15 protein-coding genes and 1 pseudogene are annotated in these 22,704 nt (G+C 70.6%); 12 read left to right on the top strand and 4 right to left on the bottom strand.

The features are described 5' to 3' along the window. Positions 1 to 141 precede the first annotated feature (141 nt). From DW297_RS14330 to DW297_RS14305, 6 genes are all read left to right on the top strand, one after another. The gene (locus DW297_RS14330; protein WP_136033565.1) at positions 142 to 4,773 is read left to right on the top strand and encodes an ExeM/NucH family extracellular endonuclease; all 4,632 of its coding nucleotides are present in this window, start codon (positions 142 to 144) and stop codon (positions 4,771 to 4,773) included. Positions 4,774 to 4,894: 121 nt separating this feature from the next. After that, complete coding sequence (locus DW297_RS14325; protein ID WP_136033563.1) at positions 4,895 to 5,407, top strand: DUF3817 domain-containing protein; 513 nt, start codon at positions 4,895 to 4,897, stop codon at positions 5,405 to 5,407. Further along, positions 5,404 to 6,990: a glutamine-hydrolyzing GMP synthase gene (gene guaA, locus DW297_RS14320; RefSeq protein ID WP_136033560.1), complete on the top strand. Its 1,587-nt coding sequence runs from the start codon at positions 5,404 to 5,406 to the stop codon at positions 6,988 to 6,990. Before DW297_RS14325 ends, guaA begins: the two co-directional genes overlap by 4 nt. A gap of 48 nt (positions 6,991 to 7,038) precedes the next feature. Then, the gene (locus tag DW297_RS14315; RefSeq protein ID WP_136033558.1) at positions 7,039 to 8,427 is read left to right on the top strand and encodes a glycosyltransferase; all 1,389 of its coding nucleotides are present in this window, start codon (positions 7,039 to 7,041) and stop codon (positions 8,425 to 8,427) included. A gap of 118 nt (positions 8,428 to 8,545) precedes the next feature. Continuing rightward, the gene (locus DW297_RS14310) at positions 8,546 to 8,974 is read left to right on the top strand and encodes a YciI family protein (RefSeq protein WP_136033557.1); all 429 of its coding nucleotides are present in this window, start codon (positions 8,546 to 8,548) and stop codon (positions 8,972 to 8,974) included. A gap of 10 nt (positions 8,975 to 8,984) precedes the next feature. Next, the gene (locus DW297_RS14305) at positions 8,985 to 10,271 is read left to right on the top strand and encodes an RNA polymerase sigma factor (protein ID WP_136033555.1); all 1,287 of its coding nucleotides are present in this window, start codon (positions 8,985 to 8,987) and stop codon (positions 10,269 to 10,271) included. A 135-nt stretch (positions 10,272 to 10,406) separates the two neighbouring features. On the opposite strand, the gene DW297_RS14300 is transcribed toward DW297_RS14305, so the two are convergent. Together DW297_RS14300 and DW297_RS14295 are read right to left on the bottom strand one after the other, a co-directional pair. After that, the gene (locus DW297_RS14300) at positions 10,407 to 10,679 is read right to left on the bottom strand and encodes a GlsB/YeaQ/YmgE family stress response membrane protein (protein ID WP_136033553.1); all 273 of its coding nucleotides are present in this window, start codon (positions 10,677 to 10,679) and stop codon (positions 10,407 to 10,409) included. Between the two features lie 159 nt (positions 10,680 to 10,838). Further along, positions 10,839 to 11,765, bottom strand: a complete 927-nt coding sequence (locus tag DW297_RS14295; RefSeq protein WP_136033551.1) for a Bax inhibitor-1/YccA family protein — start codon at positions 11,763 to 11,765, stop codon at positions 10,839 to 10,841. Positions 11,766 to 11,855: 90 nt separating this feature from the next. Here DW297_RS14295 and DW297_RS14290 point away from each other — a divergent pair, with 90 nt between their 5' ends. Continuing rightward, positions 11,856 to 12,842 carry a glycerophosphodiester phosphodiesterase family protein gene (locus DW297_RS14290; RefSeq protein ID WP_136033549.1) on the top strand — a complete coding sequence of 329 codons (987 nt, stop codon included), beginning with the start codon at positions 11,856 to 11,858 and terminating at the stop codon, positions 12,840 to 12,842. 10 nt (positions 12,843 to 12,852) lie between these two features. Here the strand turns inward: DW297_RS14290 and DW297_RS14285 are convergent, their stop codons facing one another. Continuing rightward, positions 12,853 to 13,251 (bottom strand): YccF domain-containing protein, encoded by a 399-nt coding sequence (locus DW297_RS14285; protein ID WP_136033547.1) that lies wholly within the window; start codon positions 13,249 to 13,251, stop codon positions 12,853 to 12,855. An 89-nt stretch (positions 13,252 to 13,340) separates the two neighbouring features. On the opposite strand from DW297_RS14285, the gene DW297_RS14280 reads away from it, so the two are divergent. Together DW297_RS14280 and DW297_RS14275 are read left to right on the top strand one after the other, a co-directional pair. Continuing rightward, positions 13,341 to 14,357, top strand: coding sequence for an ABC transporter ATP-binding protein (locus DW297_RS14280; protein ID WP_136033545.1), 1,017 nt, complete (start codon positions 13,341 to 13,343; stop codon positions 14,355 to 14,357). Then, entirely contained in the window at positions 14,354 to 15,373 is a 1,020-nt protein-coding gene (locus tag DW297_RS14275; protein WP_136033543.1) for an ABC transporter permease, read from the top strand. The genes DW297_RS14280 and DW297_RS14275 overlap by 4 nt, the downstream gene beginning before the upstream one ends. Positions 15,374 to 15,385: 12 nt before the next feature. Here the strand turns inward: DW297_RS14275 and DW297_RS14270 are convergent, their stop codons facing one another. After that, on the bottom strand, positions 15,386 to 16,117 hold the full coding sequence (locus DW297_RS14270) for a hypothetical protein (protein WP_136033541.1): 732 nt from the start codon (positions 16,115 to 16,117) through the stop codon (positions 15,386 to 15,388). 580 nt (positions 16,118 to 16,697) lie between these two features. On the opposite strand from DW297_RS14270, the gene DW297_RS14265 reads away from it, so the two are divergent. From DW297_RS14265 to DW297_RS14255, 3 genes and pseudogenes are all read left to right on the top strand, one after another. Continuing rightward, on the top strand, positions 16,698 to 19,811 hold the full coding sequence (locus DW297_RS14265; RefSeq protein ID WP_136033539.1) for a lamin tail domain-containing protein: 3,114 nt from the start codon (positions 16,698 to 16,700) through the stop codon (positions 19,809 to 19,811). A 101-nt stretch (positions 19,812 to 19,912) separates the two neighbouring features. Then, positions 19,913 to 22,381 (top strand): ATP-dependent helicase, encoded by a 2,469-nt coding sequence (locus DW297_RS14260; protein WP_136033538.1) that lies wholly within the window; start codon positions 19,913 to 19,915, stop codon positions 22,379 to 22,381. A 45-nt stretch (positions 22,382 to 22,426) separates the two neighbouring features. Continuing rightward, a pseudogene (locus DW297_RS14255) lies at positions 22,427 to 22,704 on the top strand (hypothetical protein); the annotation flags it as partial.

Below are 22,704 nucleotides of genomic sequence, written 5' to 3'. Positions count from 1 at the left end.
TCGGTGACCATCGTGAAAACTCCGTTGAGGATGTCCGACCCGCTTCGTATGCTCGCTCCATGTGCGCACGCTGGGAGTTCCCGATGCGTGCGGTGACAGCGTCCTGAGCAGGGTCGATACACGATCGAGGAGACAGCACCGATGATGTCCGCTTCAGAGCACGGGGAGCCCATGACCCCCGTCTCGCACCGCAGAACCAGGGGGCGCATCGGCGCTCTCGCCGTGACCTGCGTCGCCACCCTGGGCCTCGGCTCGCTGGTCGCGACGCCCGCCGTCGCCGATCCGACCGGGACCGGGGTGGTGATCAATGAGGCGTACCTCTCCGGAGGCAGTGCCGGTGCGGCGTACACGAACAAGTTCGTGGAGCTGTACAACCCCACGTCCGAGGCGGTGTCGCTCGACGGCATGTCCCTGCAGTACCGCTCGGCGACCGGCTCGGCGGCGTTCACCGGGATCGCGCCGCTCACCGGCAGCATCCCCGCCGGCGGCTACTTCCTGGTGCAGGGCAACAGCAACGGCACGAACGGCGCCGCGCTGCCCACGCCCGACGCGGTCACCGGCCTCACCCCGAGCGGCACGAACGGCACCATCGCCCTGGTCGAGGGCACCACGGCGATCACGCTCGCCCCCGGGTCCGCGGCGGGAGCCGACGGCGTCGTCGACCTGCTCGGCTACGGCACCTCCAACACGTTCGAGACGAAGGCGGCCACGGCGCCGTCGGGCAACACCGACGTGCGGTCGCTGAACCGCACGAACGGCGCGGACACCGACGACAACGGCGTCGACTTCTCGCTGTCCGCCACCATCACCCCGCAGAACTCCGGTGGCACCGACCCCGGCACCGACCCGGGCACCGACCCCGGCACGGAGCCGCAGAAGGCGACCATCGCCGAGGTGCAGGGCACCACCGACGTCTCGCCACTGAACGGCACGCGCGTGCAGGTCGAGGGCGTCGTCACCGCCGACTACCGCACGGGCGGCTACAAGGGCATCGTCATCCAGACGCAGGGCTCGGGCGGCGCGACCGACGCGACCCCCGGCGCCTCCGACGGCGTCTTCGTCTTCCTGAACGCGCTGGCCCCCACGCTCGCGATCGGCGACCTGGTCTCGGTCACCGGCACCGTGAGCGAGTACTACGGCCAGACGCAGGTGAACCCGGCCGCCGCGGCGGACGTGACGGTGGTCACGCCGGGCGTCGGCGTGCCCGCGGTCACTCCGCTGCCCGCCACGGTGCAGGGCGCCGACCGGGAGCAGTACGAGAACATGCTCGTCGCGCCCGAGGGCACCTACCGCCTGGCGTCGAGCCACCAGCTGTACAACTACGGCACGCTGTGGCTGAACGCAGGAGATGCCCTGGCCGTGAAGAGCACCGAGACCACGCGTCCCGGTGCCGACGCCGCCGCGATCGCCGCGGCCAACCGCGCCAACCGCATCCTGCTCGACGACGGCTGGTCGATCCAGGTGACCAACAGCGGCCACCCGGGTCAGCAGCCCTACTTCACGAAGGACCAGGTCGTCCGCAACGGCGACACGGTCGACTTCGGCGACAACGGCTACGTGCTGCAGTGGGGCTTCGACGACTGGCGTCTGCAGCCGGTCGTGCCGATCGACGACTCCTCGCCCGCCGAGCTGAAGGTCGGCTTCGCGGCGACGAACCCGCGTCCGACGGAGGCGCCCGAGGTGGGTGGCGACGTGCAGGTGGCGTCGTTCAACGTCTACAACTACTTCACGACGCTGAAGAGCGAGAACTCCAACGCGCGGGGCGCCGCGAACGCCGCGCAGTTCGCGATCCAGAAGTCCAAGATCGTCGCGGCGATCAACGGCCTCGACGCCGAGATCGTCTCGCTCATGGAGATCGAGAACTCGGTCAAGCTCGGCAAGCCGGTCGACACGGCGCTGAAGGATCTGGTCGCCGGCCTGAACGCCGACGCCGGCAGCGACGTGTGGGGCTACGTGCCCACGCCCGAGGCGCTGAACGATGCGGCGACGACCGACTACATCACCAACGCGATCATCTACAAGAAGGACGCCGTGAAGCGGGTCGGTGACAGTCTCACGACGACCGACGAGTCCGTGTGGGGCAACGCGCGCGAGCCGATCGCACAGGCGTTCGACATCGACGGCCGCGTGGTCACCGTGGTCGCGAACCACCTGAAGTCGAAGTCGCCGCCCGAGGGTGCGGGGGCGGAGCCGGCCGACGGCCAGGGCTTCTTCAACGCCGACCGCGTGGCGCAGGCGAACGCGATCCTCGCCTTCACGGCGGAGCTGGAAGAGACGACCGGCAGCAGCGACATGCTCCTGATCGGCGACTTCAACGCCTACGGCAAGGAAGACCCGATCGACGTCTTCACCTCGCAGGGGTGGAGCGACCTGGTCGCCGACGAGACCGACGGTCAGTACACGTACACGTTCGACGGCGAGCTCGGCTCGCTCGACCACGTGATCGCGTCGCCGTCGCTCGTCTCGTCGATCACCGGCGCGGGCGTCTGGGGCATCAACTCGCCGGAGTGGAGCGACCGCGGCTACGCGTTCGGCGCCACCGAGGAGGGCACTCCGTACCGCTCCAGCGACCACGACCCGATCATCGTCGGCGTCTCCGCGGAGATCCCGCCGGTGAGCATCGACGTGGTCACGGTGAACGACTTCCACGGCCGCATCGAGGCCGACGGGGCCGCGGCCGGTGCCGCGGTGCTCGCCGGTGCGGTGCACCAGTTCCGTGACGCGAACCCGAACCTGATCTTCGCGGGAGCAGGCGACCTGATCGGCGCGTCGACGTTCACCTCCTTCATCAACGACGACAACCCCACGATCGACGCGCTCAACGCGGCGGGCCTCGACGTGAGCGCCGCGGGCAACCACGAGTTCGACCAGGGCTGGGAGGACCTGCGCGATCGCGTGCAGGACCGTGCGGACTGGGAGTACATCTCGTCGAACGTGTTCGTCACTGAGACCGGTGAGCCCGCGCTCGCCCCGGCCTGGGTGAAGGAGGTCGACGGCGTGCGCGTCGGGTTCGTCGGCGCCGTCACGGAAGACCTCGACTCGCTGGTGTCCCCGGAGGGCATCGCCGATCTCGAGGTGCGCAGCATCGTCGACTCCGTCAACGCGGTGGCCGACGACCTGCGCGACGGTGACGCGTCCAACGGCGAGGCGGATGTCGTGATCCTGCTCGTGCACGAGGGGGCCGAGAGCACCGCGCTGTCGGCCATCACGGAGGACTCCCCGCTGGGTGAGATCGTCTACGGGGTGGACGACGACGTGGACGCGATCGTGTCGGCGCACACGCACCTCGCGTACAACCACGTGATCGACGGTCGCCCCGTGGTCTCCGCCGGTCAGTACGGCGAGAACCTCGGGCTGATGAACCTGCAGGTCGACCCGACCACGAAGGAGCTGCTCTCGATCACCAACGAGATCAAGCCGCTCACGGCCGCAGGCAAGCCGCTGTACCCGGCGGTGCCGGAGGTGCAGGCGATCGTCGACGCCGCCAAGGCCGAGGCCGACGTGCTGGGCGCCGTGAAGGTGGGCGACATCACCGCCGACTTCAACCGGGCGCGGCAGACGAACGGCTCGGAGAACCGCGGCGGCGAGTCCACGATCGGCAACTTCGTGGCCGACGTGCAGCAGTGGTCCACGGGTGCCGACCTGGCGCTCATGAACCCGGGAGGCATCCGCGCGAACCTCACGTACGCGTCGTCGTCCGCGAGCGATCCGAACGGCAACGTCACGTACCGCGAGGCGGCCACGGTCCAGCCCTTCGCCAACACGCTGGTCACCCTGACCCTCACCGGCACGCAGCTCAAGGGCGTGCTCGAGGAGCAGTGGCAGCCGGCGGGGTCGGCACGTCCGTTCCTCAAGCTCGGCGTCTCGAAGGGTCTCGTCTACACGTACGACCCGACCGCGGCGCAGGGCTCGCGCATCACGTCGATCACGCTGAACGGCGCCCCGGTCGACCCGGACGCGCAGTACACGGTGGCGGCGAACTCGTTCCTCGCGGCGGGTGGCGACAACTTCGCCACCTTCAAGGAGGGCGCGGGCAAGCGCGACACCGGAAAGATCGACCTGCAGTCGATGGTGGACTGGTTCGATGCGAACAAGACCGCGACGCCCGATCTCGCCCAGCGCGCGGTCGGCGTGACGCTCAGCCCGGCCGATGCCGACGGGTACAGCGCCGGCGACCAGGTGACGGTGTCGCTCTCGTCGCTGGCGTTCAGCGGCGGAGAGGCCGCACCGGGCGAGGTGACGCTGTCGCTCGGCGACACGGCGCTCGCCTCGGGCACGGTCGACCCGGCCGTGGTCGACACCACGGACGAGGGTGGCCGTGCGGCGCTCACGTTCGCGGTGCCGTCCGGGGTGTTCGGCGACCAGGTGCTGACGGTGAACGTCCCCGCGACGGGCACCACGGTGCAGGTGCCCCTCACGATCGCCGGCCAGGAGGAGTTCGCCGGCACGATCGAGCTCAGCTCTTCCAAGGTGGCCGCGGGCAAGAAGCTCACGGTCACGGGCGAGGGGTATGTGCCGGGCGAGACCGTGACGATCGCGCTGCAGCCCAAGAAGGGCGCGGCGGTGCAGGTCGGCACGGTGCAGGTCGGTGCGGACGGGACGTTCACCACGCAGGTGACCGTGCCGAAGAGCGCACAGCCGGGCAAGTACACGGTCTCGGCGGCTCAGGCCGACGGTGACGCGGCGACCGCGACCGTCACGGTGAACCGTGCGGGCGGCATCGTCGGCGCGATCATCGACTGGCTGTGGGACCTCATCTCCGGCTGGTTCTGAGCCCGGAGCGGATGATCGCAGCGGAGGCCGTCGGGAGCGATCCCGGCGGCCTCCGTCGTGCCGCGGGCGACGGAGCCGCCGGCCGGATTCGGCATCGGGCGACCCCGACTAGACTGGACCCATGCCCGAACCGAAAGTCGCCAGCTTTCCGGCGATCCGCGGTGCGCTGAAGTTCTACCAGATCGCGTCGATCATCACGGGAGTCATGCTGCTCCTGCTGTTGACCGAGATGGTGCTCAAGTACACGCCGATCCACCTCGAGCTCTTCGCGGGAGGCTCCGGCGGACCGCTCTGGTTCGCGGGCGTGATCGCGGGCCCCGACTGCCAGTGGTGGTCGCTGTTCGCCCCGATGACGAACTCCTGCGAGATGACGTCGCTGGGCGACGGCTTCAACCTGTCGCTGTTCATCCTGGTGGCCCACGGCTGGTTCTACGTGGTCTACCTGTTCGCATGCTTCCGCATGTGGAGCCTGATGCGCTGGCCGTTCCCGCGGTTCATCCTGCTCGCCCTCGGCGGTGTCGTGCCGCTGCTGTCGTTCTTCATGGAGGCCATCGTCGCCCGTGAAGTGAAGTCCTATCTCGCCACCCGGGAGGCCGAGGAGGCCTCCGCGACCGCCCCGGAAGGTGTCCGTTGACCGAACAGTCCGAGACCCAGCAGCGCCCCGCGCTCGTCGTCGACTTCGGCGCGCAGTACGCGCAGCTGATCGCCCGTCGTGTGCGGGAGGCCGGCGTCTACAGCGAGATCGTGCCGCACACGGCCACGGCCGCGGAGATCGCCGCCAAGAACCCCGTGGCGATCATCCTGTCCGGCGGCCCGTCGTCGGTGTACGAGGAGGGGGCGCCGAAGCTCGACCCCGCCGTGTTTGACCTCGACGTGCCCACGCTGGGCATCTGCTACGGCTTCCAGTACATGGCGCAGACCCTCGGCGGCGAGGTCGCGAACACCGGGCTGCGCGAGTACGGCGCCACCGATGCCGTGATCTCCGGCGACGGCGGCGTCCTGCTGGGCGGGCAGCCCGCGGAGCAGAACGTGTGGATGAGTCACGGCGACCAGGTCGCGAAGGCGCCGGAGGGCTTCGAGGTCCTCGCCACGACCGAGGCGACCAAGGTCGCGGCGTTCGCGAACGAGGAGCGCCGCTTCTACGGCGTGCAGTGGCACCCCGAGGTCAAGCACTCCGACCACGGCCAGCGCGTGCTGGAGAACTTCCTCCACAAGGGCGCGGGCCTCGCGTCCGACTGGAACCCCGACAACGTGATCGCCGAGCAGGTCGAGCGCATCCGCGAGCAGGTCGGCGACGCCCGCGTCATCTCGGCGCTGTCCGGCGGTGTCGACTCCGCGGTCTCGACCGCCCTCGTGCACAAGGCCATCGGCGACCAGCTCACGGCGGTGTTCGTCGACCACGGGCTGCTCCGCAAGGGCGAGCGGGAGCAGGTCGAGAAGGACTACGTCGAGTCGACCGGCGTGCGGCTCATCACGGTCGACGCGGCCGAGACCTTCCTCGGACACCTGAAGGGTGTGACCGACCCGGAGGAGAAGCGCAAGATCATCGGCCGCGAGTTCATCCGCGCGTTCGAGAAGGTGCAGCTCGACCTCGTCGAAGAGGCGAAGGCCGACGGCGGCGCCCCGGTGAAGTTCCTCGTGCAGGGCACGCTCTACCCCGACGTGGTGGAGTCCGGTGGAGGCGCGGGCACCGCGAACATCAAGTCGCATCACAACGTGGGCGGCCTGCCCGACGACCTCGACTTCGAGCTGATCGAGCCGCTGCGGGCCCTGTTCAAAGACGAGGTGCGCGCGATCGGACGTGAGCTCGGCATCCCCGAGGCGATCGTCGGACGGCAGCCGTTTCCGGGGCCCGGTCTCGGCATCCGGATCATCGGTGAGGTTACCGCTGACCGTCTCGAGATTCTGCGTGAGGCCGATGCCATCGCCCGCGAAGAGCTGACGAAGGCGGGACTCGACCAGGAGATCTGGCAGTGCCCCGTGGTGCTGCTGGCCGACGTGCGCTCGGTGGGCGTGCAGGGCGACGGCCGCACGTACGGCCACCCGATCGTGCTGCGTCCGGTGTCGAGCGAAGACGCCATGACCGCCGACTGGACGCGCCTGCCGTACGACGTGCTGTCGAAGATCTCGAACCGCATCACGAACGGGGTGCGCGACGTGAACCGGGTCGTGCTCGACGTCACGTCGAAGCCCCCGGGGACGATCGAGTGGGAGTGACGGGGGCCGAGTGATCGGCTCCCGCGTCCGCCGAGGAGGTGCGAGACGATGACCGAGGAGTCCCCACCCGTGCTTCCGGACGCGGACTACCTGGTGCTGTCCAGCCGCCTCATCCCGGGGCTCGACGGCGGATACACGATCGCGACCCTCGCCCGCGCCCGGATGCTGGCCGCGGCGGGCGTCGGTGACGGCGCCGGACCGGAACTGCTGACGTTCGATCCGGGCACCGCCGCCGACCACGCGGAGCATCGTCGGGTGTTCACGGAGCGCGGCGCGCTGTCCGACCCGGGGCGGATGCGCAACCTCTTCGATGAGGCCATCGCACCGGAGGGCGGGGCGGCCGCGTGGCTGCGGGAGACCGCCGATGCCGCCGTCGTCGCCGACCCCGACGTCGAGTACCGGGTGCTGCGCGACGTCGAGGGCCGCCCGTTCGCCGCGCTCCCGGTGATCCCGGGCAACCCGGACTGGCACCTGACCGACGAGCCGGTGCTGGTGTACGACGCCGCGGGAGCAGTGGCCGGCGCCCTGCACGGCTTCCGCGGCCTGTACCGGGCGTGGCTCGACCACGTCGTGGCCGCCTCGGGCGACCGTCGCGTCGTCGTGATCTGCGAGTCGCGGCAGCTGGGCGAGCTCATCGCCGACTGGGACGACCCGCGCGTGCGCATCGTCCACACGATCCACACGATGCACGTGGAGGCGCCGTACACGCCGGACGCGACCATGAACACGCTGTGGACACGGTGGTTCCGCCTGGCCGACCGCTTCGACGCGGTGGTCTGGCCGACCGCGACGCAGCGTGACGACGTGGTCGCGCGTTTCGGGGCGTCCGCGAATCACGTCGTGGTGCCCAACCCGATCGCGCCGGTCACGGCCCGCGCCGACCTGCGCGAGGATGGTCTCGTGGTGGTGCTGGGGCGTCTCGCGCCCGGCAAGCGCATCGACCACGCGATCCGTGCGTTCCTCGCCGCCGATGTCGCCGGCACGCGGCTGGAGATCTGGGGCACGGGGCCGGCGCAGGAGAAGCTGGCGGCGCTGATCGCCCAGCTCGACGCGGGCGACCGCGTGGTGCTCGGCGGGTATGCGGACGACCCGGCCACGGTGCTCGACCGGGCGTCGCTGCTGCTCACGTCGACCGCGTTCGAGGGGCAGCCGCTCGGGGTCGTGGAGGCGCTGCTGCACGGCACACCGGTCGTGTCGTACGACGTCCGCTACGGCATCCGCGATGTGCTGGGGGCGGGTGGCGGCGTGCTGGTGCCCGCGGGCGACGAGGGCGCACTGGCGACCGCGCTCCACGATCTGCTGACCGATGCCGATCGTCTGGCCGTGCTGCGCGCCGAGGCGCCGTCGGTCGCGGCGGCCTGGAGCCCCGAGCGCTCCCTCGCCGCCCTCACGGGCGTGGTCGCCGAGGTCTCCGCCCGCCCCTCTCGACGCGCCTGATCCGCGGCGGCGCGGACGTCGGCGGAAAAGTTCTCCGTCGATGTCGATCCGGGCCGTTCCCGTTCGACGTCTTCAGTGAGAGGGTCGAGAGACGGCCCCATCCGACAAGGAGAACATCATGAAGTTCATGCTCATCATGCGCGCGACCGACGACGCGGTGGCGGCGTACCAGGAGATGCCCTTCGAGCAGGTCATCGAGGCCATGGGGCGGTACAACGAGTCGATGATGAAGGCGGGCGTGCTGGTCGCCGGCGAGGGTCTGACGGACGCCGCGGAGGGCTTCGTGGTGGACTTCAGCGCCGACAAGCCGCTGATCACCGATGGCCCCTACGGGGAGACGAAGGAGCTGTTCAACGGCTTCTGGATCGTGGAGGTGTCGTCGCGCGAGGAGGCTGCGGAGTGGGCGAGCCGTGCGCCGCTCGGACCCGGGTCGTACCTCGAGGTGCGCCGCGTGACCGGCCCGGAGGACTTCCCCGCCGACAACGAGTGGATCGAGAAGGAGGCGGGCTGGCGCGAGGAGCAGGCCCGCCGCGCCGAGCAGCAGTGACCGCCGGCCGATGGACGCGCACGACGTGACGGCACGCTCCGCCCCCGCAGAGGGGTCGGCGGAGCGGGCCGTCGCCGCGGTGTGGCGCATCGAGTCCGCACGCATCGTGGGCACGCTCACCCGCATGGTCGGCGACTTCGGGCTCGCCGAGGATCTGGCGCAGGAGGCGCTGGTCGACGCACTGCGCCAGTGGCCCGTCGACGGGGTGCCGCGCAATGCGGCCGCGTGGCTCACCGCGGTCGCCAAGCGCAAGGCGGTGGACGCGTGGCGGCGTCGGGAGCGGCTGGACGACCGTCTGGCCCTGATCGCGCACGACCTGGAGCGCGAGCAGGCCGAGGTGCGGGATCCGTGGGACCCCGATGAGGTCGACGACGACGTGCTGCGGCTCATCTTCATCGCGTGCCACCCCGTGCTGTCGAGGGAGGCGCAGGTCGCGCTGACCCTCCGCGTGGTCGGCGGGTTGTCGAGCGAGGAGATCGCCCGGGCGTTCCTGGTGCCGACCGCGACCGTCCAGCAGCGCATCGTGCGGGCCAAGAAGACGCTCGCGGCGGCCCATGCGCCGTTCGAGGTGCCGCCGCGCGAGGAGCATGCGCAGCGGCTCGGGGCGGTCCTGGGCGTGCTGTACCTGGTGTTCAACGAGGCGCACGCGGCGAGCAGCGGCCCGGAGTGGATGCGTCCTGAGCTGAGCGAGGAGGCGATCCGTCTCGCGCGCGTGCTGGCGGCGCTGATGCCGCGCGAGCCGGAGGTGCACGGTCTGCTCGGGCTGATGGAGCTCACCGCCGCCCGGTTCCCGGCCCGCCGCGACGCGAACGGCGAGCCGGTGCTGCTCGCGGATCAGGATCGTGGCCGCTGGGATCGCAGTCGCATCGTCCGGGGTCGCGCCGCGCTGGCGACGGCGGACGGGTTGGGACGCGGTCGCGGGGTGTACGGCCTGCAGGCGGCGATCGCGGAGTGCCATGCCATCGCGGCCTCGGTCGACGACACCGACTGGGATCGGATCGTGCTGCTGTACGAGGCTCTCGGTCGCCTGGCCCCGTCCCCGGTCGTGGAGCTGAACCGCGCCGCGGCGGTGGCGATGGCCACGGGCCCCGCGTCGGCGCTGCGCATCGTCGACCAGCTCGCGGCGTCGGGCGCGCTGCGCGGCTATCACCTGCTCCCGGCGACGCGTGGCGAGCTGCTGCGGCGTCTCGGGCGGGAAGACGAGGCCCGCAGCGAGTTCGCGGTCGCCGCGGGCATCGCGGGCAACGACCGCGAGCGTGCGCTGCTGGAGCGCAAGGCCCGCGGGGCGGTGAGCTGAGCCCCGCCGTAGGGCCGGGCCATCCCCGCGAGGACGGGTCCGGGGACAAAGAAGAAGACCCGCCCCTCACGGATGCTGTCGCAGCCGTGAGGGACGGGCGTGATGACGCGGGGGCGCGTCGAGTGGGGTCGCGCGTCAGTCGTTGACCTTCTGGCCACGGCCGACGATGAGGCCGTAGATCAGCAGCACGATGATCGAGCCGCCGATGGCGAGGAGCCAGGTTCCGAGGTCCCAGAACTCCGTGAGAGGACGGTTGAGGATCAGGCTGCCGAGCCATCCTCCGAGCAGGGCGCCGACGACGCCGAGCAGCAGCGTAACGAACCACCCGCCTCCCTGCTTACCGGGCAGGATCAGCTTGGCGATGGCTCCGGCGATGAGGCCGAGGAGAAGAAAGCCGAGAAAGCTCATGGTCAGCTCCTTGATGTCGGGAGCCCCGGGGTGCCGGGGCTTCGTGATATCCACAGTGCCGCGATCGGCAGTCGCGTGCCAACCCCTTGCGCCGCACTCCCCGGATATGGCAAGAGGCCCGCCTCCCCGAGGGGAGACGGGCCTCTGTCGCGACGGGCGTCAGTTGTTGCCGCGGGCGATCGCGATGATCCGCAGGATCTCCACGTACAGCCAGACGACGGTGACCATGATGCCGAAGGCGCCGAGCCAGCCGTACTTGCGGGGAGCGCCGTTGCGCACACCCTGCTGGATCTGGTCGAAGTCGAGCACCAGCGAATACGCGGCCATGATGACCACGAGCACGCCGATGATCAGACCGAGCGGGATACCCATGATCTTCGCGCTGTACAGACCGAAGGCTTGCTCAGCGGGCAGGACGTTCGTCCACATCAGCACGAGGTTCAGCAGCGAGAAGACCAGATAGCCGATCATGGCTACGAGGAAGATCTTGGTGGCCTTCTTGGAGGCACGGATCTTGCCGCTCGCGAACAGTGCCAGGGTGACGCCGACCACAGCGATCGTGGCGAGCGTCGCCTGCAACACGATGCCCGGCCAGCGGACCTCGAAGAACGCGGAGATGCCGCCGATGAACAGGCCCTCGAACGCCGCGTAGGCGAAGATCAGCGCGGGGCGGACCGTCTTGCGCGAGGTGAAGGTGATGACCATCGCGAGCACGAAGCCGCCGAGCGCACCGATGATCCACGGCAGCATGTTGACGGTGTTGCCGCCGTACGGGTCGAAGCGCGGGGCCGAGATGCCGCCGAGGGTCCACACCCAGCCGACCGCGGCGGTGACGAGGAGGATCGCGAACAGTCCAGCGGTCTTCCACACCGTGTCCTCGACCGACATGCGGTCGGTCTCGATGGCGCCGGCGGGCGGCGCCGCGTACATGCCCTCGAGCTGTGCGTTGGTGGCGGCGTCGACGGAGGCGTGCGTGAACGAGGCGTTCTGCGCACCCTGAGCAGCCTGCGGAGCGCCGGGATACGTCGCGACGTTGCGCGGGTCCTGCTGCTGGAACGCAGGATTGTTGAAAGCGAAGTTGCTCATTGGTGGGCCTCACTCCAAAGGGGGGTAGTAGGTCGCTTTCCTCCACGATACCCGGGCGGCGACACGCGCGGGGTGTTCTACGCTGTGAGCGTGCCCAGGAAAAACCCGCTCGTGATCGGGCATCGCGGAGCCCCCGGCTATCGCCCGGAGCACAGCCGCTCCTCCTATGAGCTCGCGCTGGCGATGGGCGTGGACGCGGTCGAGCCCGACGTGGTGGCCACGAAGGACGGGGTGCTGATCGTGCGCCACGAGAACGAGATCTCGGGCACGACCGACGTCGCGGAACACCCCGAGTTCGCCGATCGCCGGACGACCAAGCGCGTGGACGGCGCTGCGCTGACCGGCTGGTTCACCGAGGACTTCACGTGGGACGAGCTCGCCACGCTGCGCACCCGCGAGCGGCTGCCCGAGGTGCGGGTGTCGAGCGCGAGCTTCGACGGGGGCCAGGCGATCCTGCGGCTGCGTGAGGTGCTCGACCTCGTGCGCGAGGGGTCGGTGGAGCACGGCAGGGAGATCGGCGTGGTGCTGGAGGTGAAGCACGCCACCTACTTCGCGAGTGTCGGTCTCGACCTGGCGCCGCTCATCGCCGCGGAGCTGCGCGAGGCCGGATGGGCGGACGGCGCGCTGCCGCTGGTGATCGAGAGCTTCGAGTCGACCGTGCTGCGGCAGCTGCGCGCGCTCGGGGTGCCGGCGTCGTACGTATATCTGATCGAGGCGAAGGGGCGTCCGTACGACCTGGCCGTCGCGCAGGGGAAGCGGGCGCGCACGTACCCCGAGACGGTCACGCCCGCGGGGCTCGACGCGCTGGCGGGTGAGGTGGACGGCATCAGCGTCGACAAGAAGATGCTGCTGGCCGAGGGGAACACGATCGTCGCGGATGCCCACGCCCGCGGCCTTTCGGTGTTCACGTGGACCTGCCGCCCCGAGAACGCGTTCCTCGCCCCGCGGTTCCGCGGCGACGGCGGGCGCGGGGCGTTCGGCGACTACGAGGCCGAGTGGGACGCGATCGCGCGGCAGGGCGTGGACGGCGTGTTCGTCGACCACCCCGACCTGGGTGTCGCGTTCTTCCGGGGCTGACGTCCGCGGGTCAGAGCGTGCGGTCGAAGGCGCCGCGGCGGGTGGAGACGATCTCCTTGCCGAGGGGCATGAGGGAGACCGGGATCATCTTGAAGTCGGCGATGCCCATCGGGATGCCGATGATGGTGACGCACAGGGCGAGGCCGGAGACGATGTGCCCGATCGCGAGCCACCAGCCCGCGAGGATGACCCAGAGCACGTTGCCGAGGAACGAGCCGACGCCGGCGGTCGGCTTGCTGACGACCTCGCGGCCGAAGGGCCAGATGGCGTAGCGGGCGATGCGGAACGAGGCGATCGCCCAGGGGATGGTGACGATCGGGATGCACAGCAGCACTCCGGCGAGCAGATAGCCGAGGAAGAGGGCCCAGCCGGCGAGGATGACCCAGATGATGTTGAGGATCGTGCGCATTCTGCGATTGTGTCATCCGGTCGCGGGCGCGGCTGGGGATCCGCCCGGAGGTCCCGGGTGGGCGCGCGAACCGATGCCAGACTGACCGCATGACCGGAATATTGGTGCAGGACGTCAGCAGGGCCTTCGGGACGGTGCAGGCCGTACGCTCGGCCACCCTCCGCGCGGAACCGGGCAAGGTGACCGGACTGGTCGGGCCCAACGGTGCGGGCAAGACCACGCTGCTGCTCATGCTCGCGTCGCTCCTGGCACCCGACACCGGCACGATCCGCATTGGCGGCGTCGACCCGGCCGAAGATCCGCTCGCGGCCCGGCGACTGCTCGGCTGGATGCCCGACGCCCTCGGCGCCTGGCCCTCGCTCACCGCCCGCGAGACCATCGTCACGACCGCCCGGCTCTACGGCATCACCGCCGCGGATGCCGCCGTCCGCGCCCAGCAGCTGCTCGCCCTCGTCGGCCTGGGCGAGCTCGCCGACTCGCCGGCCAAGGTGCTCTCGCGCGGACAGAAGCAGAAGCTCGGCCTCGCCCGCGCCCTCGTGCACGACCCCCAGGTGCTGCTCCTCGACGAGCCGGCCTCCGGACTCGACCCCGAAGCGCGCGTGCAGCTGCGGGTGCTGCTGCGCCGGTTCGCGGCCGAGGGTCGCACGATCCTCATCTCCAGCCACATCCTGTCGGAGCTCGAGGAGGTCGTCGACGACGCCGTGTTCCTCGTCGCCGGATCGGTGGTCGACGCCGCCCCCGCGCAGAGCAGCGTGCGCGCGTGGCGCATCCGCCTGGCGGGCGTCACCCCGGAGCGTCTGAGCGCCGACACCTGGCAGGTCGCATCGCAGCTCGGCCTCGCGCCCGAGTCGCTCGCCGTCGACCGCGGCGCCGTGCTCGTGGGGTTCGCCGGGGAGGACGCGGCCGCCCAGTCGCTGCGGCGGCTCGTGGAGGCGGGACTGCCCGTGGCGGAGTTCGCACCGGCGCAGAGCGACCTCGAGCACACGTTCCTGCACCTGCAGCACCCCGCGCCCGCACAGCCGGCGACCGCGCCGACCCCGCCACCGCCCGCCCCGCCCGCGGCCACATCGCCCGCGACCACCGAAGGAACGGAGGCCGGCGCATGAGTCTCGCGAACATCGGCATCATCGCCCGGCTCGAACTCACGCAGCGGCTGCGGAGCGTCGGCTGGTACGTGCTCCTCGGCGTCTTCGCCCTCGTGCTGCTGGGCATCACCGGGCTCGCGTTCGCCGTGTACTCCTGGGGCGACGCGGTCGGCGCCGGGGTGTACTCCATCGTCGTCAACATCGTGCTGCTGCTCGTGGTGCTCGTCTCGCCGACGCTCAGCGGCAACGCGATCAACGGCGACCGCGATGCCGCCACCCTCGGTGCGATCCAGGTCACGGCCGCGTCGACCGGCGACATCATGCTGGGCAAGCTCCTCGCCGCCATCGCGACCGGCGGGGCGTTCCTGCTCGTCGCCGTGCCGTTCCTGGCGCTGTCGTTGCTCGGTGGCGGCGCCGATCCGCTCGTGCTCCTGGTGTCGCTGCTCGTGCTCGCGGCCGAGATCGTGGTGGTGGCCGCGATCGGGGTCGGGCTCAGCGGGCTCATCGCGCGCCCCCTGTTCTCCGTCGCGGCCACCTACCTCGTCGTCTCGGGGCTCGTGGTCGGCACGCTGATCGTCTTCGCGCTGGGCGGCATGGCCATCCGCAGCGAGGCCACCAGCTACAGCCGTCCGTACGACGCGAACGGCAACGTCGAGTGCGACCGGTGGGAGGTGTCGACGACCTACGAGGCGCCGCGCTTCGACCTGGTGTGGTGGGCGCTCGCCGCGAACCCGTTCGTGGTGCTCGCGGATGCCACGCCCACCGAGTTCTCCTCGGACGGGTACCCCGTCGACCTGTTCGGCCAGATCAAGTACGGCCTGCGCAGCGCCCAGCAGTCACCGCTGGAGCAGCGGTGGGACGAGTGCGACACGGACGGGAACTACCGCACGCCGCAGGAGGTCATCGAGTCGTCGGTGCCCAGCTGGTTCGTGGGGCTCGGGGTGCAGGTCGTGATCGCCGGATCGCTGTTCGCCGGGGCCTGGGCGCGCACCCGCACGCCCGCGCGACGCCTTCCGCCCGGCACGCGGATCGCCTGACGGTACGGGAGGTCACGCCCTGTGCTCGGATTCTCTGACCCAGCTCGAGTACTCGACGAGTGCTCTGACGTCCGACGCCGCCAACACGCGAAGGTCGTCGTCGGGGAACAGGGTCTGAACGGTGAGCACAGGATGGCCCTCCGCATCGAGACGACTTCCCACGGCTTCGAGGTTGAGCGGATCGGCGCGGACGATTCGAGCGTGTGCATCGCGCACCTGCGCGAGCGTGTGGGCGGAGGCTACGACGCGGAGATCGTCGCCGAAGAACGGGCGTAGTCGATCCCGCACCGTGTCGACGTCGTACGCCACCACGTAGTGAAGATAGTGGCGTGACCCGTGACGCTCCTGGCACAACGGAACCCACTCGGCCGCGAGGGGCGGATCGTCGGAGAACAGCAGGTTCGCTACGTCCTCGGTGAACGGCGCGTCGAACGGCGCGGGAACATGCTCCTCGATTCCGCGGAATCTCGCCGGCGGTTCGCGCGTCAACGCTGGACGCGCCGAGATCACCCGGAGCGCACGCTCCGTCACCGTTGCCTGGATCTGCACGAGGCCGCCGTCCTGAGCGGCCAGAAGTTCGGCGCTCGGATCGGTGAGACGCAGTCGCGCTCCTGGAAGCGGTGGTTCGGAGGGGCGCTCGATCTCAAGCTGGAAATCGCCCTCTCGTCGAAGAGCGCCCGTGCATGTCACCGTCGAGCCCACGCCGAGGAATGCTGTAAGGGGTTCGATAGGGGGCATCAGCATCCGCAGGGGTCGTAGGGGTTGTCTTCCAGGACCCAGAGCGCGTATTTATAAGGCGGCCATGGGTAACCGGGAGCCTTCGTGTCGCGACGGCACTGGTGATCATAGAGGCCGTACTTGGCCGCGAGGCCAGACGACTTCAGGTGCTTCCAGCGAGCTTCGCAGGTGCTGATCGATTTGAAACCGCTTTGCCATGGACGCCAATGCATCGCCGCGCTAGCCTGCTCTGCTGTCCCGATGGTCAGCATGAAGGCCAACAGGGCCGTCAAAATGGCGGCGGAGAATCGGGATCCCCGCCCGGAATTGACTGTCGTTTGCACGTTGCTACTCCCTCGAAACTGGTGGACCCGGGCATCAGGACCGGTCGGAATCCGGGCCTCGTGCGGGCCACGGTAAGTCGAAGTCGCGGGTACGCGGACGCAGGGGTTTTGGGATATCGGGATGAAACAGCGACGGAGGCCGCGGGATCGCCACCCGCCGTTCACCGTCCGTGCACCGGGCGGACCGACGGCGTCCACCGGGGGTCGGTGGTCTGGGCTCGTACCCGTCTGAGCCCGTCCGGGCGATCCCTCCAGGAGACTCCATGCCCCGCTTGCAGTCCGCAGCGGCGGTCGCGGCGGTGTGCGCACTGAGCGCCGCCGCCCTGCTCGCCGCCCCCGCCGCGGTCGCCGCCACCGGCGTCCGTCCGACCGAAGAGACCGCGCCGGTCGCCGACCCGTCGGGGCTCGTACTGAACGAGATCGTCTACGACGACGCGCCCACCGGGCTCGCCGACCAGGTCGAGCTGTACAACGCGGGCGACACCCCCGTGGACCTCGCGGGCTGGACCATCGCCGACGAGAAGCGCGACAGCGTCGGTCGAGCACCGGAGGGCATGGTGCTGGCGCCCGGCGAGTTCCTCGTGCTCGTGAAGGACGTGGACTTCCCGTTCGGGCTCGGCAAGGGCGACGAGGTCGTGCTCGTCGACCCCAGCGGCGTCGAGGTCGACTCCTACGCGTACGACAACACGGCCCCGCTGTCGGTATGGGCGCGCTGCCCCGACGGCACGGGGGCCTGGGCGCCGGCGACCGCGGTGACCCCGGGAGCGCCCAACGACTGCAGCGTCGCGCCCGTCGACGGCTCGATCCACATCAACGAGGTCGACTCGCAGCCCGCCGACTGGGTGGAGTTCCACAACCCAGGCACCGAGGCGCTCGACCTCTCCGGATACGAGATCCGCGACAACTCCGACGACCACCGCTGGATGTTCCTGCCGGGCACGCAGATCGCGGCGGGGCAGTTCCTCGTGGTGGAGGAGGGCACGATCGGCCTGGTCGACGGCGTCGAGACCGCGTTCCGCGACCCGATCGGCATCGGCAGCGCCGACCGCATCCGTCTCTTCGACGCGTCGGGAGCGATGATCGACGACACGCTGCCCTGGCAGGGTCATGCCGCGATCGACGGGGACGCCGCCGCGGCCACCCTGGCCCGCTGCCCCGACGGGGTCGGCGCGTTCGTGCTCGCCTACGCGACCCCGGGAGCGGCGAACTCCTGCGTCCTGCCGTCGGTCGCGATCAACGAGATCGAGTCGAACGGCGACGCCACCGACTGGGTCGAGGTCATCAACACCGGCAGCACGCCGGTCGACCTGTCGGGGTGGACCGTGATGGACAACGACCCGGTCGGGCACGCCGCCGAGACCACGCCGCTTCCCGCCGGCACCGTGCTGGCGCCCGGCGGCTACCTGGTGTTCGACCAGCCCGAGGATTTCGTCTTCGGGCTCGGCAACGGCGACACCGTGACGATCCGCGACGCGAACGGCACCGCGGTCGATCAGCACGTGTACCCCGCACACGCCGAGGGTGTGTGGGCGCGCTGCGCCGACGGCTCGGGCGAGTTCATCGATGCACCAGCCGCCACCAAGGGAGCGCGCAACGCCTGCGGCAACCCGGTGCGCATCAACGAGGTGGAGTCTGACGGCGGCTCGCCCGACGACTGGGTCGAGCTCGTGAACCCGACGACGGTGGCCCTCGACGTGTCGGGCATCGTCGTGAAGGACGACGACGACGCGCACGCCTACGCGATCCCCGCCGGCACCTCGATCGCCGCGGGCGGCTACCTCGTGATCGAGCGCGCGCAGCTCGGGTTCGGCCTCGGCGGAGGCGACGCGGTGCGGGTGTTCGACGGCGATCTGCTCGTCGACGAGACCAGCTGGGGTGAGGGGCACGCGGCCGTCACCTGGGGCCGCTGCCCCGATCTGACGGGCGCCTTCGCGGTCACTGCGGAGTCGACCAAGGGTGCAGCGAACGTGTGCGCCGGCGAGGTGCCGGTGGGCGTGTGGCCCGGCTCCGCGGAGGTGCGCGTGGTCGACGAGACCCCGACGTTCCTGGAGGACAGCTCCGGCCTCGACGTGCAGGAGACGGCCGACGGTGCGGTGCTGTGGGCCGTGGACAACGGCGAGGGGCGCATCTGGAAGCTCGATGCGCACGCCGACGGCTCGGTCGAGAAGGCCGACGGCTGGGACGAGGGCAAGCGCGTCCGCTTCCAGAAGGATGCGCAGGACCCCGGCGCCGCCGGCCCCGACACCGAGGGCATCACGGTCGACGGCGACGGCTTCGTCTACGTCGCCTCCGAGCGCGACAACAGCGCGAAGGGCGTGAACCGGAACGTCGTGCTGAAGGTCGACCCCGAGGCGAACGCCGGAGACCTGGTCGCCCTGCAGGAGTGGGATCTGACGGCACTGCTTCCCGCGGTCGGCGCGAACCTCGGCGTGGAGGCCGTGCAGTGGGTGCCGGACGCGGCGCTCGCCGGGAAGCTCTTCGACGACACCACGGGCGCCGCCTACGACCCCGCCGACCACGCCGGTCACGGCAGCGGCCTGTTCCTGGTCGCGGTGGAGGACAACGGGCACGTCTACGCTTTCGCGCTCGCCGCGGACGGCACCGCGACCCTGGTGTCGGAGCTCGCGCCGGGTCTCGCCGGCGTCATGGCCCTCGACTGGGACACGGTGCGGAACACGCTGTGGGCGGTCTGCGACGACGGCTGCCAGGGTCGTTCGGCCGAGATCACCCTCAACGGCACCGCACAGCCGGGCATCGCCCACTATGCGCGACCAGCGGGCATGCCCGACATCAACAACGAGGGCTTCGCGACCGCGCCGGCCTCGCTGTCTGTCGACGGACAGCGCCCGGTGTGGTGGTTCGCCGACGGCTTCGCCGCGCAGGCGCTGCGCACGGGCACACTGCCAGGCGGCGTGGACGGCGAGAACCCGGGCGGCGAGAACCCGGGCACCGGCACGCCGCCGCTGCCGGGGACCGACCTCGTCGACGGCAACCGTCACGGCGTGACGGTCGACCCGGCGGTCGCGAGCCGGGGCCAGCGGGTCACGGTCACGGTCGGCTCCGCCGCCGCCGGCTCCGCCGCCGAGGTGTGGCTGTACTCCGACCCGGTGCGCCTCGCCACGGGGACCCTCTCGGCGACGGGTGCCCTCACGGTCACGGTCCCGGCGGACGCGACCCTCGGCGCCCACCGCATCGCGGTCTACGCGGCGGACGGAGCCCTGCTGGGCTGGGCTGACCTGCGCATCGCGGAGGGCACGGGCGCCGCGGGCGGCCTCGCTGCCACGGGCGCAGAGCTTCCGGTCGCGGCGGCGGTGCTGGCGCTCGTGCTGCTCACGTCCGGTGCGGTGGCGGTCGGACGCCGCCGTCGCGCGCACTGATCGGGCGGAGGGGCGCGCGGGCGAGGCTCGCGCGCCCCTCTCGGCGTACGTACGACTCCCGCGACCGCGATGTCGGTGCCGCCGCCTAGACTCGTAAGGTCATGACCGAAGCCCCTCTCATCGTCCCCGGTTCCGTCGGCCCCCAGTCCTCCGGCGCCCCCGCACAGGACGACCTCCTCGCCGGCCTGAACCCGCAGCAGCTCGAGGCCGTCACCTACCGCGGCCCCGCACTCCTGATCGTCGCGGGGGCGGGGTCGGGCAAGACCAGCGTGCTCACGCGCCGCATCGCCTCGCTGCTCCGCAACCGCGAGGCGTGGCCGAGCCAGATCCTCGCCATCACCTTCACGAACAAGGCCGCCGGCGAGATGCGCGAGCGTGTCGAGGGCATCATCGGCGACGCCGCGCGGGGCATGTGGATCTCCACCTTCCACTCGGCCTGCGTGCGCATCCTCCGCCGCGAGGCGCAGCAGTTCGGCTTCACGAAGAACTTCACGATCTACGACTCCGGCGACTCGCGCGCGCTCATCAAGCGCCTGGTGAAGGAGCACGAGGCCGACGCGTACGGCCTCACCCCCGCCTCGGTGCAGGGGCGCATCTCCAAGCTCAAGAACGAGCTGTCCGACGCCGAGTCCTATGCGCGCCAGGCGAACATGACCGATCCGGCGGAGCGCGTGTTCGTCGAGGTGTTCGCCGACTACCAGCGGCAGCTGCAGCGCGCGAACGCGTTCGACTTCGACGACCTGATCGGGCAGACCGTGTACCTGTTCCGGGCGTTCCCGCAGGTCGCGGACACGTATCGGCGGCGGTTCCGGCACATCCTGGTCGACGAGTACCAGGACACCAACCACGCCCAGTACGCGCTCATCCACGAACTCACGCGTCCGGTGTCGGGTGTGGGATCGGCGCCCGATCCGTATGCCTCGAACGGCATGATGATCTTCGAGCCCGACCCCGAGCCCTCCGCGGGCGCGGGCGAACCGGGAGCCTCGCTGACGGTGGTCGGCGACTCCGACCAGTCGATCTACGCGTTCCGCGGCGCCGACATCCGCAACATCAGCGAGTTCGAGCGCGACTTCCCCGGCGCGAAGGTCGTGCTGCTGGAGCAGAACTACCGCTCCACGCAGAACATCCTCTCCGCGGCGAACGCCGTGATCGGCAACAACTTCGACCGCAAGGACAAGAAGCTCTGGAGCGACCGGGGCGACGGCGACAAGATCATCGGGTTCACCGGCTACTCGCAGCACGACGAGGCGCAGTTCGTCGCCGACGAGGTCGAGGCGCTGCACCGCGCCGGCATGCCGTACTCCGAGATGGCCGTGTTCTATCGCACGAACTCGCAGTCGCGCGCGCTGGAGGAGATCTTCATCCGCTCGGCCGTGCCCTACAAGATCATGGGCGGCACCAAGTTCTACGAGCGCGCCGAGATCAAGGACGCGCTGGCCTACCTGGTCGCCGTCGCGAACCCGGCCGATGAGATGGCGGTGCGCCGCATCCTCAACAAGCCGCGGCGCGGCATCGGCGATGTGACCGAGACCGCGATCGCCCGGTTCGCCGACGAGCACGGCATCACGTTCCGGGAGGCGCTGTCGATGCCCGGTCAGCTCGGTGTCGGGCCCAAGATCCAGGCCGCGATCGCGCAGCTCGACGCCGTGCTCGCGGAGGCGACCGCGATCATGCTGCCCGCCACGGGCGAGGTGCCGCCGCCCACGTCGGTCGCCGACGGTCTGAGCCTGCTGCTGTCCAAGAGCGGCTACCTCGACGCGCTGCGCGCCAGCCGCGACCCGCAGGACGAGGCGCGCGTGGAGAACCTCGACGAGTTCGTCGCCGTGACCCGCGACTTCGCGCGCAACAACCCCGAGGGCACGATCACCGACTTCCTCACCGAGGTCGCCCTGGTGTCCGACGCCGACGACCTCGACGACGAGTCGGGGTCGGTGTCGCTCATGACGATGCACACCGCCAAGGGCCTGGAGTACGACGCGGTGTTCGTGACGGGTGTGGAGGAAGACCTCATCCCGCACCGCATCTCTGCGGGGGAGCCCGGGGGGCCGCAGGAGGAGCGTCGACTGTTCTACGTCGGCATCACCCGCGCCCGCAAGCGCCTGCACCTGTCGCTCGCGATGACGCGGGCTCAGTTCGGCGAGGTGTCGGTGGCGATGCCGAGCCGGTTCCTGCAGGAGATCCCCGCGGCGCTGATCGATTGGCGGCAGTCGCCCGGCGACGTGAACTCGCGCGGCGGCATGCAGTCGAGGGCCCTCAACGCGCGGCGCTCGGGCGGCTTCGGCGGTTCGGGCTCCGGCGACCGGTTCGGCGTCAAGCCGCTGCCGCGGGAGTCGCTCAAGCCCCTGTCGACCGCGATGGACAAGATCCCCAACCGGGTGACGGCCAAGATGCGCGACAACGGCGACCTGGAGCTCGCGGCGGGCGACCGCATCCGGCACGTCGACTTCGGCGAGGGCCGCGTGGACGCGGTCACGGGCGAGGGGGCGAAGCGCATCGCCCACGTGCGGTTCGACACGGCGGGGCAGAAGAAGCTGCTCATCAAGGTCGCGCCGATCGAGAAACTGTAGCGCCGCGCGCGGGGCCGGAACACGCAGACGATTAGGCTGGCTCATATGGCCCTCTTCTCCCGCCGCAAGAAGTCCGGCGACGACGCTGTCGCTTCCCCCGAGGTCGAATCCACCCCGGTCGAGTCTCCTGAGACGACCGCACTCGAGACGACCGCGCCCGAGGTGACCGCGCCCGAGACGACCGCACCCGAGGGAACCGCGTCCGCGACCGGAGCGCCGGCGACCGCGGGTACGGATCCTGCGCCCGAGGCCGCCGCGACGCCGACCGTGGGAATCTCCGTGCAGGCGTTCCGCGGCGTCGGCGCCGAGGCCGGCCCCGAGGT

It is taken from the genome of Microbacterium sp. PF5, from assembly GCF_004794315.1.
Lineage (GTDB): Bacteria > Actinomycetota > Actinomycetes > Actinomycetales > Microbacteriaceae > Microbacterium > Microbacterium sufflavum.
The sequence above is the reverse complement of the archived record's forward strand: the minus strand, read 5'-3'. Positions and strand labels throughout refer to the sequence as shown.

Excerpts from the sequence above, each read along its gene's own strand:
- DW297_RS14330 (WP_136033565.1), top strand. The coding sequence starts at position 142 with ATGATGTCCGCTTCAGAGCACGGGGAGCCCATGACCCCCGTCTCGCAC.
- DW297_RS14325 (WP_136033563.1), top strand. The coding sequence starts at position 4,895 with ATGCCCGAACCGAAAGTCGCCAGCTTTCCGGCGATCCGCGGTGCGCTG.
- DW297_RS14315 (WP_136033558.1), top strand. The coding sequence starts at position 7,039 with ATGACCGAGGAGTCCCCACCCGTGCTTCCGGACGCGGACTACCTGGTG.
- DW297_RS14310 (WP_136033557.1), top strand. The coding sequence starts at position 8,546 with ATGAAGTTCATGCTCATCATGCGCGCGACCGACGACGCGGTGGCGGCG.
- DW297_RS14305 (WP_136033555.1), top strand. The coding sequence starts at position 8,985 with ATGGACGCGCACGACGTGACGGCACGCTCCGCCCCCGCAGAGGGGTCG.
- DW297_RS14300 (WP_136033553.1), bottom strand. The coding sequence starts at position 10,679 with ATGAGCTTTCTCGGCTTTCTTCTCCTCGGCCTCATCGCCGGAGCCATC.
- DW297_RS14295 (WP_136033551.1), bottom strand. The coding sequence starts at position 11,765 with ATGAGCAACTTCGCTTTCAACAATCCTGCGTTCCAGCAGCAGGACCCG.
- DW297_RS14285 (WP_136033547.1), bottom strand. The coding sequence starts at position 13,251 with ATGCGCACGATCCTCAACATCATCTGGGTCATCCTCGCCGGCTGGGCC.
- DW297_RS14280 (WP_136033545.1), top strand. The coding sequence starts at position 13,341 with ATGACCGGAATATTGGTGCAGGACGTCAGCAGGGCCTTCGGGACGGTG.
- DW297_RS14275 (WP_136033543.1), top strand. The coding sequence starts at position 14,354 with ATGAGTCTCGCGAACATCGGCATCATCGCCCGGCTCGAACTCACGCAG.
- DW297_RS14270 (WP_136033541.1), bottom strand. The coding sequence starts at position 16,117 with ATGCTGATGCCCCCTATCGAACCCCTTACAGCATTCCTCGGCGTGGGC.
- DW297_RS14265 (WP_136033539.1), top strand. The coding sequence starts at position 16,698 with ATGCCCCGCTTGCAGTCCGCAGCGGCGGTCGCGGCGGTGTGCGCACTG.
- DW297_RS14260 (WP_136033538.1), top strand. The coding sequence starts at position 19,913 with ATGACCGAAGCCCCTCTCATCGTCCCCGGTTCCGTCGGCCCCCAGTCC.